This is a genomic window from Pseudomonas sp. R62 (assembly GCF_000257605.1).
GTDB classification, from domain to species: domain Bacteria; phylum Pseudomonadota; class Gammaproteobacteria; order Pseudomonadales; family Pseudomonadaceae; genus Aquipseudomonas; species Aquipseudomonas atacamensis.
Genome location: NZ_JH635998.1, coordinates 509,770 through 523,152, shown reverse-complemented (window position 1 = coordinate 523,152; position 13,383 = coordinate 509,770). Strand labels below are relative to the sequence as shown.

Annotated in this window: 7 protein-coding genes and 1 pseudogene; 6 read left to right on the top strand and 2 right to left on the bottom strand. The window is 52.6% G+C overall.

What is annotated here, in order from left to right; all coding sequences use genetic code 11:
- Window positions 1-199, bottom strand: a pseudogene (locus tag OQK_RS03815) (mechanosensitive ion channel family protein); the annotation flags it as partial.
- Between the two features lie 200 nt (window positions 200-399).
- Between OQK_RS03815 and OQK_RS03810 the strand changes: the two are divergent.
- The gene (locus OQK_RS03810) at window positions 400-1,830 is read left to right on the top strand and encodes a hypothetical protein (RefSeq protein WP_016771195.1); all 1,431 of its coding nucleotides are present in this window, start codon (window positions 400-402) and stop codon (window positions 1,828-1,830) included.
- Window positions 1,831-2,041: 211 nt separating this feature from the next.
- Here the strand turns inward: OQK_RS03810 and OQK_RS03805 are convergent, their stop codons facing one another.
- Window positions 2,042-3,031: a TauD/TfdA family dioxygenase gene (locus OQK_RS03805; RefSeq protein ID WP_016771194.1), complete on the bottom strand. Its 990-nt coding sequence runs from the start codon at window positions 3,029-3,031 to the stop codon at window positions 2,042-2,044.
- Between the two features lie 141 nt (window positions 3,032-3,172).
- On the opposite strand from OQK_RS03805, the gene OQK_RS03800 reads away from it, so the two are divergent.
- From OQK_RS03800 to OQK_RS03780, 5 genes are all read left to right on the top strand, one after another.
- A complete protein-coding gene (locus tag OQK_RS03800) occupies window positions 3,173-4,405 on the top strand; it encodes a hypothetical protein (protein WP_157221865.1) in 1,233 nt (410 codons plus the stop codon).
- A 1-nt stretch (window position 4,406) separates the two neighbouring features.
- Window positions 4,407-7,736, top strand: a complete 3,330-nt coding sequence (locus tag OQK_RS03795) for a UvrD-helicase domain-containing protein (RefSeq protein WP_016771192.1) — start codon at window positions 4,407-4,409, stop codon at window positions 7,734-7,736.
- A gap of 113 nt (window positions 7,737-7,849) precedes the next feature.
- Complete coding sequence (locus OQK_RS03790; protein ID WP_016771191.1) at window positions 7,850-8,551, top strand: hypothetical protein; 702 nt, start codon at window positions 7,850-7,852, stop codon at window positions 8,549-8,551.
- A gap of 404 nt (window positions 8,552-8,955) precedes the next feature.
- Window positions 8,956-10,311 (top strand): gamma-mobile-trio recombinase GmtY, encoded by a 1,356-nt coding sequence (gene gmtY, locus OQK_RS03785; protein ID WP_016771190.1) that lies wholly within the window; start codon window positions 8,956-8,958, stop codon window positions 10,309-10,311.
- Window positions 10,312-10,753: 442 nt separating this feature from the next.
- A partial coding sequence (locus OQK_RS03780; RefSeq protein ID WP_081489822.1) for a VPA1269 family protein occupies window positions 10,754-13,383 on the top strand: 2,630 nt, incomplete at its 3' end.

The following is a 13,383-nucleotide window of genomic DNA, read 5'->3' as shown; positions in this document are numbered from 1 at the left end:
GGCGGCGGTTGGCCGACATCGCCGCGACATTGCCCTGGGCCTCATTCCAGGCCTTGAGCTCGGCTTTCTTGCGGCCCATGTAGTCGGTCAGCAGGTGCACCTGCGAGAGCTTTTCTTCCTCGTCGTCGCGGATGAAGCGCACGCCGCTGGCATCGATGAACAGGCTCCGCTTGATCCGCCGACCGCCGGACTGCTGCATGCCGCGCCATTACAACCGGTAATTTTTCATACTATCTAGACCTTCCCCGCAGTCCCTTACCCCCGAAACGCCCAAAAAACCACCAGTCCACTCATTAACCCAGGTTTTCGACAGAGGATGTCTCCCGGTGCCTTGACCCAATCTCCACAAACTATGTACTAAGTACTAAGTCCAGAAACCCCTACAAGGAGCTACCCCGAATGGAATCATCTAGCACTCCTCCGGCCCAGCTGCCAGAGCAGAACCTGAACCCCCGAGAGCTAACGCCTGCCTCCACAAAGCTCAGCCCAACCCCTCCAGAAGCTCACCAGCCCTCACAATCCCAGCAAGCCCAGCACCCTCAACCTGAAGGCGCATCAGCTCTGTCCCTGGCTCTCCACAACGCTCTGATGTACCAGCGCACTCTCCCGCGAGAAGAGCGCACTACCCACTTGGTTGAGTTTGCTTACGAAAGACTCGACGCTATAACGCGAGTGATAGAACAGCATTTGCCATCCCTCAAGCCAGACCTAAATTCGCTACAAAATCTTCTAAATATTGCCTCCCAAACAACTCTCAAACCTGAACAAGCGGCTGAGCTGAAAGAAACTTACAAACGCACCCATGAGAGCGTATTTCCTGTAAATGATAAGTATCTCTACTGGCACCACCAGCTCCATAGGCTTTCGGCAGATCACAGTTTGAGCTCTATATCGTGGGATCATTTGAAAAGGCTGGAAGAAGAATCATATGCGGATGATGAGTTAAAGGCTCTTGTTCATGAGCTGAAGTTGTCATTTGGTCGTGTGAAGGATGTGTCCGATAGCCAAGGGTTCAGGCAGATGTTTGAGTTCTACGGCGAAGCACTTGTATATTCGAAGCTCAGCAAGCACTTCAAGACTAAGCGGATCGTGGCGAAAAAAGATTCGAAGCCTGACTTCGTTTGCGCTCTGCCGAATGGAAAGGAGTTCTATGTTGAGTTGAAATCTTTGGATCTGGTGGAGGCTTCGCTTCGATCAGATCAGATGCATGAAGACGCGATGAATCAGAATATCGAAATCGAAGACCAGCTTCGGAAGGGTAATAGAATCGCGATGGCAGAAAGGGAGATCGCTCCATTTAAACCGCCGTTTGATGATGGTTCATACGATCCGCGTTCTTTTTTGCTAGTTATTAATACGCTGATGAAGAAGGCAAGGTCTGCCTTCAAAGATTCTCAGTTTGCCCAGGGCCCAACATTCGCTTTTATGCTTTGTGATCGATTGCGAATTCCCAAGGGCAACGATAGCGTCGCCCCTCAGTACTTCGACCATGATTATGAGTCAGACATTTCTGGTGTGCTTTGGAATGCATGCTTCGCCAAAATAGGTACACCAATCTCCAAAGTGCCCGACTTTGAAGGTGCTCCGACATTCGATGGTCATATGTCCAAACATGGGCTACTTGTGGATGAGTTCATCCCATTCCCGAGCGGTGCGGTTATATTCTCCACGTTTTGGGGGCAAGAGGATGCCTTGATGGGTCTCTACGACTCCAAATGGCAGCCGACTCCAGATTGGACTGAAGAAGATACTCAAAGCGTGATCCACGTGCTTTGTACCGCGTACAACGACGAACGAAACTCGTATGGTCAGTCGGTCGGCATGAACTGATCTTGCTAAGTGAAAAAACCGTCCAGCGCTAGGCTCTGTACGAAATGCATCCGAGCTCGCCCATGCTGCGTTGAACACGCGCTCGGATGCTCATTTACTCCAGTAAACTCCGCTTCGTCGCCTGTTTTCGCCTTGTCTGGCCTTCGCTCGAACACATTTCGTACAGCGCTAGGAAGTAGTGCGGGATGCCACATACAGCATCCCGCCCAAATCACGGGTAGAGCTTGAAGGTACTGTCGGGATAGCGCTGTTCAGCCCGCAACTCCCGGGTATCCAGGCCGTAGGTACGCAGCAGCCACCGTGAGTCGCCACCTGCTTCGCCACCCACTACGCCGCGCCCATGCAGTCCAACGCGATTGTTCACGAGCAGGATATCGCCAGGTGCGATGACCACCGACGCGGAGCATTCCTGACAGGCCTGCTCGAAACTCTTGATCGCTTGGCTCGCAAGCTCAGAGTCAAAATCGGTATCTGCCGCACTGTGGCTGTAGCGAATCCAGTGTCCATCCTGGGTTTCGAACAGCAGCTGGATGTCCACCATTACCTCCAGCAGAGGACTGTCCTTGCCCAAGAGCTTGCGCAGCCCAACCTTGAAAGTTTTTTGGGGGCGGAGGATGTACTGAGGCTTCGTGAGCTCTTCGATCTCCTCGTCCGTCAGCTTCTGCAGGACTGCAGAGAGGGGCATGACCGTGGTGGCAGTGCTGTTGGGATTACGAAGACCGCTCAGGCAAACGAAGTCAGGGGAGGGTGCTACGCGCTGGTCAAACTCATGCGGCTGTCCGCGAACCGGGAACGACACGCCGTCGGTGTGGCCGCGCATATTGCTCTTTGATTTGTCAGCGAAGTCACCGTCGCCCGGAAGCACCACCAAGTTCACGAACAGGTGGCCGTCATTCTCGGAGCCATATGAAATGGTGTCCGAATTGAGCGCGGCGAGGCAGACCACTGCACTGGCCCTGGCAGCGACGGTGCTGGCAACGTCAGGCACGGGGATGAACGCAGTTGGCGTATCTGGCAGATCGTGAATGTCAAAAACAGCGCGCAGATGAATCAACGGATTCGTCCAAGCACTGCGCTGGACGTCGTACAGATCGACGCCCACAGCGGTGAGAGCAGCGATGACCTGGGGTAGCAGGTAGGCGCCAAGATCCACTGGGTTGTCGAGCGCTGCGAGGCAGGATTCGAGCGAGTTATCGTGCATCCATTGGCTCACTGAATCTCGGATAGCCTTGGAAAAATGAGCGTCGATCAATTGTGTCCCTACCATCGCAAGTGATATAAAGATGATATACAGGCGCCTTTTAGCGCGCCACTGCTTCCGTCCAGATGCCCAGAGTCTACCATGAAACGTAATGTCAATTTGCCGTCTCCAGCCCTCAGCGCTCCGCTTAGGGCGTGGTCGGATTACCTGGGATGGGTGTCTGCGACGGCGGATTTTCAGGTGGTAGGGGGCGTTTGTCGGTGTACGGTTGCGATGCCGGAGGGACAGATCCTGGAGGTGCAGGCGGCGACCCCAGATCTTCTGGCCAAGCAGGTCATGGCCGACCTGACTGCCAACATGGTGGTTCCGCCGACCATGGATCGCTCAACAACATCATCGCTTCACGATGCACCGAAACAGCCGAAACAACCGAAACAGCGCCAGAAGCAACAGCAGCAGGGTGAGCCAGGGCAGGACGAACCCGGGCCCTTGATTCCCGAAGGTCTACAAACCCAAGCGTCGCCACAGGAGGTGTCTATGCGCAGTCATTACGAACCCGCTTTGCCTCGTGCATCGCAGGCGCCGCGATCTGCATCCGTGTCTAGCACCAAGGGCACATTGCAGACGGTAGGCGTGTATGTGCCGGTAGCGATGCATGAAGTGCTTAAGGCCGTTGCGGAGGAGCAGGGTAAGAAATTCTCTGTGCTCGTTCGAGAGATGGTCGAGCGTGGCCACGAGCGTTTTGAGGATGCGATCGAAGAGCATAGCGGGAGAAAGGTGCTCGACGGCTATGAGCAGAAGGTGGCGAGCTATGATGGCCAGTCCGAACAATGGATGGCCCGACTTGATCGCAAGCTCAGTCTGGAGCTCAAGTTGACCGCGAAAGAATACGGACGGTCTGCTTCTCAAATCGTCGGTGGGCTATTGGCTGAGGAGCTTTCTCATTGCCCACAAGCCCAGGCAGTCTCTACCACTGCCCAAGCAGTCGCTACTACCGCTGCCCGAGTAATCGCTGATCCAGCTGAAGTGGTACGTGCTCAAGCCGCGATTGCAGGCTTTGTAGGCCCTAAAGCCAATGAGCTGGCCAATCACCTGGGCCTTCCCGGCAAGCGAAGATTGGTCAACGAGGTGCTGGTTGGGATAGTTCGTGCACCGGGAGTCTTGATGAGAGATGTCGCCGAGTACTTCCAGGTTTCGCCAGAAGCGATGAATGAAGCGGTGAGTCTGAATTTCCGTCAGCTAGCGGCACCTTCCTTTAAGGCGCCCAACGGCCAACCAAGAGTGCTAACAGAGCCTGTTTCTTGGGAGGAGGCGGTGAAAGCGCTCCACTTACCTCATGACGAAGAGGCGCAACTGTTGGGCTTAGGGGACTGATATGAATCCTTTCGACCGTGCACGAATTCAGTCTATCAATGCACGGGCGAAACTCATCGCTGCGTGCGGTGAACAGTATCCGACCAGCCAGCAACTGATTGACGTTGCTGAAGCGACGTTAGGCATTGCGATCGAGTGGGTGTCACCCGATGACTATGCATTGGGCGGGGCAGATGCGCTCCTGCAGCGGTCGATGCGCACGATCCTGATTCGTGATGACGTTCGACAGGAGGCGAAGGCTTATCTGTTGGCTCACGAACTGGGCCATTGGTATCTCGACTCACCCCAACCTGCTCCAGGTACCTCTACCGTGTCTTTCATCGCAGACCCCGACGATGAAGCTGATACAACCACCGCTGCTAGCACCCCCAGCAGCACTAGTCCCGGAAGTGCGGTGGTGGAAGGGTATGGTGCATGGGAGCGCAACGAGCTCCAAGCAAACGTTTTTGCGCGAGAACTGTTGCTACCTAGGACGACGGCCAGGGCATTGTGGTCAGCTAGATGGCGTTCTCGATTGATAGCGTCGCATTTTCTGCTGCCGCTAGAAGTCGTAAGGCAGCAACTGGCTGATGCGCTGCTGCTCCCAGATGTCCCTCCAGTTCCTCCGGCGCCTGCACATCCCCCAAGCGATGCCCAGCGTCTTGCGGCTGAGGCTCCGGAGAAGTTCGTCAATGTGGTTGCGGGCCCAGGAACCGGTAAGACCACGACGTTGGTACACCGAGTGGCCCATTTGATCGCCATTGGGGTTCCCGCCAATAGAATTTTGGTGATGACCTTTACCAACCGTGCCGCCCAGGAGCTTGTCGAGCGACTGACCGCAGCCAATGTTCCGAATGCTTCACAGGTATGGGCTGGCACCTTCCATTCGTTTGGGCTTGAGCTCCTGCGAAAGCACCACCTTCTCTTCGGTCTGACACCTCAGATCAAGATTGCTGACGCGCTGCAGCAAGTCAGAATGATGGTCGAAGAATTGCCCACCCTGCAGCTCGAATATTTCTTCAGGTTGAGCAACCCGTATGACTGGTTGCCTGATGTGTTGAGGATCATCCATCGTCTCAAAGAAGAATTGGTCACCCCGGACGAATACGCTGCGATCGTTCGAGCATTGCCGGCGGTTCAGCCCGATGTCGAGCGAGAGCGGAACGACATAGTGACCATCTACAGGGCCTACGAAGCCGTACTACGGCGGGAAGGGTGGGTGGACTATGCAGACCTTCTGGTTCGACCCACTGTACAGGCTCGTGATGATCGTGCGTCCCTGGCTGCCTTCCTAGAACAGTACGATCACGTCTTGGTAGATGAGTACCAGGATGTCAATCATGTGATAATCGAGTTCGTCAAAAAGATCGGATCGCCGCAACGTTACCTGTGGGTGGTCGGTGATATTCGTCAGGCTATTCATCACTGGCGTGGTGCGTCGATCCAAAGTTTGCTCAAGTTTGACGAGGCGTACGTTGCTAGAGGACAGGCCGCCTCTATCAGGCGGTACAGCTTGGACATCAACCGGCGCAGCTCTCCAGAGATTCTTCGTCTGGTTGAGCGGGCTGGAACCTACCATGTGTTGCAGCCATTCGTGCCTCTGGATCCTGTATCACCTTCTCGCTCCTTGAGCGGGGTCATGCCAGCTTTATTCCACACCCAAAGGGATGCTCAGAGCAGTGTCATCGTCGGCGAGATTACTCAGTGTCGAGCGGCGGGGCACTCGTACGGCAGTCAGGGCATCATCAGCTCAACGAATGCCCAAGTAGACAAGCTTGCTCAAGACATCGAGGCGGCTGGCATTCCTGTGTTGCACCTGGGTGAGTTGAATCAGAGGGCTGAAGTCAAAGAATTCATGTGCCTGATGCAACTGCTGACGCAGCGTTCGCCTGGAGCGCTCCTCGGCTTGTTCGGGCGTGCAAACTTGAGGATGCCGGCGGCAGACATCGAGGCGCTGACGAACCAGTCTAAGATCGGTTTCAACCACCAGCGTGGTCGTTGGCTGAGCCGTCCCACTGCAGGCCTCTCGGCGCAAGGGCAGCAGGTTGTCCAGGAATTGAGTGATTTGTTGGAAGGTGCAACGCGAAGCTCTCGCCCTTGGGTGTTTGTCTGTGACCTCCTGTTTGAAAAAGGCTTTGGGTTGGAGTCGCTGGCTGACCAGTCTGCTGCGGCGCAGATCAATCGCCTGGCGTTGTGGCAATTCCTCTACGGGGTTCGCAACAGCGATGGCGTAGGTAGCCAGGCGACGTTATCGAAGTTTTTGGTCAGAGAAGATTTTCGGCGCTACATCGGGCAACGCTCGGCGGAGCGCGCGCTTCCACCCGAGGCGGCTGCGATCGACGCTGTGAGGCTCATGACCGTCCATGGCAGCAAAGGGCTTGAGTTCGACGTCGTGCACATGGCCAACGTGGAAAAGAGCAAGTTTGGCGCAGAGGCACCGCCACGTTTTGATGAGCGCCAGGCGTTGCTGCTGCCCCCTGAAGCGTTGCACAGCACGCAAGCCCTGCGGCTCCAAGGTGAGGCAATCGAGCGGAACAATCTGTTGTACGTTGGCCTGTCCAGGGCGAAAGATCGGTTGAAGGTCTACGGCGGCACTGACGCAGCGACGATTCCCGACCCCTTGTGTGATCCTTCAGCCATCCCTGCCAGTGTCGCGCGAGCCTCTGTTCCAGTAGCGGCGCCTGTCTCGCGCGTATCCATGACACCACCCGTGGCGATGACCTACGCCGTCCTTGATGGATTCATGACCTGCTCCCTGCAATATCACTATGCCCACGAATTGGGCCTTCCGATCGAGCAGGAGTTGGATGTCTCAATTCGGGCTCGTCGAGCAGTGCTGGCAGGGCTTGAGTACGTCTACCGCGATGGAATGAAGACCGATGATGCCTTCCTGCAAGCGTGGGGCGAGAAGCCGTTGCCGACATTGGAGGAGGACAAAATGCTGATTGAGCATGCCTGGATCGCCTTCAATCGAGGTGCTGCATGGCAGCCGGGCAGCGCGTCTTACGTTCCCGAAACGACTGCCAGCGTGAATGGCCAGGCCATAACCATGCCCTGGATGCTTCGTGATGCGAGTGGTGATGTGATCTGGCTGCGCACGGGGGTAGGCCTGAGTACCGTAGCGCGAAATGTTCGACCCATCCTGGAGAACCTGGGAGGCAGACGCTGCAACCGAATGTCTATTCATTCGCTCGTCACGGGCCTTTCTGAAGACGCAGTTCCGTCTGCAAGAGCGAGCAGTACCAGTGTGTTTAAGGCGATCGCGGCATTGCGTGCTGGTGAGCGTAAAGCGAGCCGAGGCAAGCACTGCAATCGATGCGCCTATTCGACGATTTGTGCTCAGAGACACTGACCGTATCGATTGCGGGATTTGATCCATCCCCTTCATTGGCGTTGACCCAAGCGTTGCCTTGTTCAGGTTGGCCGGGGAAAGGGGCAAGATAGTAGATAAGGAAAGTACTAGCTATGACCTACATAAACTTGCCGCAAGATCAGCAGAGAGCGATCAGCGCTGTGGACATGCGGGCTCTTGACTCGGCAATTGACAGATGTGTGATGGAAGAGCGCATTTCTCCACTCTATGAGTTTGGCCTCAGGGAGTGCGGGGAGCATGTGGGTTCCGAACTAGGGGCGTTCGAGCGTGCTATGGCCGCACACAACAAAGCCAAGGCTTTTGCAAAACGCGAGCAAACCAAGGCCGATCTGTTACACGCCGGTCGAGACCTGGCCCATGCTGTAGCTGCAATGAAAGATCGCGTTGAAACAGAACAGGAAGAAGGGCAGCTGTTTCGAATTGATGACCAAATGAGATCGCCCTTTCATCTCAGTAATCGGTTAACCGTCAGCATTGATTATAGTTGGCGGTCTTCCCCAGCATCAGATTGGGCGAGGGGACAGATCACGTTTATCTACGCCTATTCACCGCTACCGGATTACTCACAGCCCCTTTCTAAACGTAAGCCCAGCAAAGCCAAGGCAGCACGTGATCACCAAGATGAACTGTACCGCCAATGGGAATACTTGAAGGGACAGGCATTGTGCGCTGTTAGGGATTTCTTCCGCCAGGGTGGAACTGGACACGACATCCCTGAAGCCTTTGATGCTAAACCAGATCCCTATAGTGGGACGCTGAATAACTTCAGTTGCCGCTTCTGGCAGCCAGCTTAGCCTTAGCGCTCGATGCTGCATTAGCCTCGATTTGACAGGCCGACATGGCGTCGGGCGTGAGCGCAAAAATGTCACGCCCCTCCACATAATGTGATGCAGTTCACAGAAATCGCAGAAATCTCCAATTCTGAATTAGCGTTCGCTACGTGAATTCTGCGCACGAAAAGCCCCCTAGCCCTCTCGCATTTCAAATTTGACCACCATGATTTTGAATTTTCGCGCTAAAACGAACACCCTCACATCCCAATTTTAAATTTAGGCAGTATTAAGGGGCTTATTGTCTCTAATATGGCCGGCCAAATTTTGCATTCTTGGGTGGCGGCGCTCATGTATTTTTGCTATTTCTAAAAAATCGATGGTAGCGATGTGCTCGTGAAAGTTTTATATCCTGCGACGGAAAAAGCATGGCGTTTGTAAGGAAAATCAAAACACTATATAGGAATGACAGTACCGGCAAGGAGCGTCAGCTCCCTGCGTTGCTCACTCAAGATGGTATTTTAATATCTCATTTACGATTCTTGGCTGATCCGGATTACTATAGGAAAAGTGAAGAATGGCGAACGAGGAACATTTACGCGATTCGAATGCTGGTTAAGTACATTCAAGCTAATGAAGGCGTGTTCGAAAAAGCTACTGAATTGCTCAAGTCTTTTGCGGTCGCTGTCGAATACGGGACTATTGATATCGATACGCAGCGAGATCCTAGTGGGCTTTATTGGTTAACGCGTTCCGCAACTGATGCACGTACAATGATAGGCCATGTTACCGCCTACACAGACTGGCTCGCCGAACAGCCCGAGTTTGGTCAGCCCCGACTCAATCCATTTCGTACTGCTACCTCACTTGAGGAGCGTATGAACTGGTGTGCCTACTATCACAAGGAAGCTAATGTTTTCCTGGCTCACCTTCGCAATCCCGACGAGGCAGCCAGGAAATTGAAATTGGTGCGCACTGTGCGAGGGCCTGATATACCCATGTCACAGAAAATTACCAAGCGGTTTCCTGAGCGTGAGTTCCATAATCTGCTTACCAACGGTTGGACGAGGTCGTGTAGCGATCCCAACGCTACAGAGCATGCCTTTATTGACTACAAAGGTAGGGCGATGACGATACTGATGCACTACGGTGGCCTTAGGAAGAGTGAGATTTTTCACACGTATCTGCAAGATATCATTATCGACCGCAAGCTGAATGAGGCGGTGGTTCGGATCAGTCATCCGTCTTTGGGCAGAGCACCTGAAGAAGGCTATACGAATCGCCAAGATTATCTGAATCGACGGTATAGCATGCAGCCTAGGCATAAGTATCCAACGTCAAACGCGCTCCATGCTGGCTGGAAGTCGCCGATGCTTACTGAGGATTATGTAGAAGTACATTTCTGCCCTCCTGAAGCATCGAAGGACTTCTTGTATAACTTCATCATGTACTTGCAGCATCAGCGGGTAGACCCAGAACCTGACGATGATCACCCATATGCGTTCACTAACACTCATGGTCGTCCCGAAACGCTGAAGAACTTCAATCGGCAACACTGTGACGCGGTGAATAGAATCGGGCTTGTCCACAGGAAAAAACTGGGTACAACCGAGCACGGTCACCGCCATGCTTACGGATATCGCATGATCGAGAAGGATGTTAAGCCGAATATCATCCAAAAAGCCATGCACCATAAAAATCCGAATTCATACAAAGTCTATACGCAGCCTGACGCCGACGATGTTCGCAAAGCCTTCGAAGAAGCCGAGCGCAATGGCGCATAAGCGCTGACTCCAGGCGCCGCTTGGCACATTCGAGCCGAGCAGAAACTGACCTTTCCGCGAGACACCCCAGTAATCCATCAGCTCTCAGCCCACCTTCCGGCGGTGCTGGGTGCAGCTGGATCGCCTCAGGGATGCATGTCAAAAATGTGATGGCTGTCACAAAACCATCAATTATCTTCAATTTAAAAACAGCCTCCAAATCCTCCATTCTCGGCCTTCAATTCAGAATTGAGCGCTGCTACATGAAAATCTGCGGACGAAATTCAGTGTTATTACCATCAGATTCAAATCTCGCCAGCTCAATTTTGAATTGAGTCGGAAGTTGATCAACTATTGATCAGTTTTTAATGGGATCTGGCCGGCCAACTTTTGCCTGTTTCGAGTGACATCTTCTCGGCGACTTAGTACTTTTTTAGGAAAACCACACCTTAGGTACTACTTCATGGCTAAAAGGGTTGCATCTCCCAGGGTTCTTGGCGAAAACGGGAAATCAGTAAAAGTACGATATAAACGGGGCGGCGCCATTGTTGCTGTTGATACTATTATGCCCGACGGTGAGATTGTTGGAGATGCCAACGTCGAGCAGGCATCAAGTAAGAGCTATCCCCAACGCCCTCGCAGAGTTTCACAGGTGTTCTATAGCTACGAAGAAGCAAGAGAGTTGATCATTGATAATAAAATTTTACTTAAGTCTGAATATAATCGGTTTCGCAAAGACCATCCCATGTTGCCTTGGGATCCAGATGTTCATTACGGTACCGAGTTTTTGAGTTGGAACCATTTTACGGGCAGACCTGAGTTCTATGCGACCTTAGAACAGGCTCAAGAGGCTGCACGCTCCTTGAGTGTAAAAAGTCGGGCGAGTTATATTAAGGCTACCAAGATCGATCCGCGATTACCCTACACCCCTGAAAACCACTATAAAGAGTTTCCAGGCTATGAAGTGTTTCTGGGTATTGGAGATGCACCCTACGAAACTTATCAAGAAGCATCGGATGCAGCAAAGCGCTTGGGAATTATCAGTCCTGACGCTTACCGTAGGAACCGAAAGAAGGATCCTAAGCTGATTGCTAGTCCTCTAAAGCGTTATCGCAATGAGTGGAGAGGTTGGCCGCACTTTCTTCAGATGGCAGATAAGTTGAATGGGGTTAAGTTAGCAGAGGAAAGTAATGTTTATGCAACTTGGGAAGAGTTCTCGGCGGCTGTTTTGTACTTGGGTATTAAAACCCAGAGTGAGTACATGGAGCGGCGTGTCGAAGACGCTCGCCTGCCAGTTTGGCCGGAGCGAGTTTATCTAGAGGACTGGCCGGGCTGGGGAAAGGCGATGGTTGGTCGTGCGCGCTTCGCGTGCAAGACCTGGCAAGAAGCAAAGGCTGTGGTGTTGCCGCATCGTTTTGATGGGTACTCAGCCTATAGGGTTGGCTATAAAGTGGACACTCGCCTTCCCGCCGATCCGATCAAGAAATATCCTGACTTTCCTGGCTGGCCTGCTTTTTTGCTGCCAGAGATTTATGAAACGCTGGCCGATCTCAAGCTCGCTATCAAACTCTTGGGAGTGAAGACCCAAGACGCTTATCTTGAGGCCAGAAGTAGATTCCCAGTGTTGCCTGAGAATCCGGAAGTGCTTTTCTCAGATGAGTGGGTGGATTGGTACGATGCCTGTGGATTCATTACGCCTTATTCATATCAGGAGCTTCAATCAATTGCGCAGAGCCATGATTGTAAAACGTTGAAAGACTATAGGAAGTTAGCGAGAAAGCTCGGTGATTCTAGAATGGTTAACAGGCCTGAGCTTCATTACAAAGAGTGGGTGAGTGTCTATGATTTTCTGAGCAGAGATCTACCTAACTTGCTCACGTTCGTCTCTAAGCAAAGCGCAGGTTGGGTTGCTGACGTGGCCTATTGGCTTGAACGGTTGCCGGCTGTAGGTACCCGGGAGTATTCCGTATGTAAATTCATTCGTTATTACATTGAGCCTAATGGGTATGGCGCTACCGTACAGGATTTCCTCCAGCTAAAGCGTGTCGATACCGTACAATTTGAGAAATTTATCGCTTCTCAGGGAAAGCCTGCGAGTTGTAGGCGCACTTGGTACGAAATCCAAGAGTACCTAAATGATGCCTTGAAACGTCATTTCTTTGATGAAGATGAGAGTGGGAAAATCTATAGAACTGCAGATGCCGCAAATCCATTGGCAGCAATTAAGTACAATGGTGAGTTCCATAGGCCATCTGAGTCCACAAAGCCACCTCTAGCGTACCAGTTCGTCAAAGCAGCCAAAGATTGGATCGTGCAGCCGCATGCCAAAACACTCCGTGATCTTGTCAATATCCATGGTTTCGATTCAGATTACTTAGCTGTCGACGAGTCGATGATTGATTTTGATGATCCTAACTGCGTCTACCGCAAAAGCGGAGATCAGTATTATCTCTGGATTCCCATGTATTGGATTGCGGTGTACACCCTGTTGTCCGTTCCGGCCCGGGCGCGTCAAGTAATGTACAACGATTCGGGAGAAGCTGATGAATTTATCGTTGATATTAGTAATGGTGAGCCTCAATGGGTGCTAAATACCAGCCCGATGGCTGAAAAAGAGCTTCAGCAGGCCTTTGTTTCTCATGATGAAAAAGGGAATTGGGGGATGCATTTCACGTCCAACAAGACCAGCTACGATGGGGGAGGCTATGACGTACCTTGGATTCCTCAGCCGCTTGTGTACTGGTTAACGGTACTGCGTGAGTGGCAGAAGAAGTACAATCCTGTTCTTAAGCGGACACGTTGGGTAGATTGCGCCAGTCGTTGTAACTTCAGCAAAATCAAACTTAAGAAGAAACCGGATGCGTGTTTTCTGTTTAGGGCGTTTGGTGAAGATAAGCCCCCAGTTTATGCGGGTGGTGTTGCCAGCCGATTGGCTGCAACGCTCTATAATATCCAGCCTGATGACCTTGTCCTGGCATCATTCGATGACACCTATGAAAGGTCGGATCGCGTCGCTAAGTCGACTCTGACTCGGTACTCCTCGGAGTTTACGACTCACTCGATGCGAGTCAGTTTGATCACCGCCTATGTAAT

What these genes read in the sequence shown, in the direction of transcription:
- OQK_RS03810 (WP_016771195.1), top strand. Translation starts at nt 400, where the DNA reads ATGGAATCATCTAGCACTCCTCCGGCCCAGCTGCCAGAGCAGAACCTG.
- OQK_RS03805 (WP_016771194.1), bottom strand. Translation starts at nt 3,031, where the DNA reads ATGCACGATAACTCGCTCGAATCCTGCCTCGCAGCGCTCGACAACCCA.
- OQK_RS03800 (WP_157221865.1), top strand. Translation starts at nt 3,173, where the DNA reads ATGAAACGTAATGTCAATTTGCCGTCTCCAGCCCTCAGCGCTCCGCTT.
- OQK_RS03795 (WP_016771192.1), top strand. Translation starts at nt 4,407, where the DNA reads ATGAATCCTTTCGACCGTGCACGAATTCAGTCTATCAATGCACGGGCG.
- OQK_RS03790 (WP_016771191.1), top strand. Translation starts at nt 7,850, where the DNA reads ATGACCTACATAAACTTGCCGCAAGATCAGCAGAGAGCGATCAGCGCT.
- gmtY (WP_016771190.1), top strand. Translation starts at nt 8,956, where the DNA reads ATGGCGTTTGTAAGGAAAATCAAAACACTATATAGGAATGACAGTACC.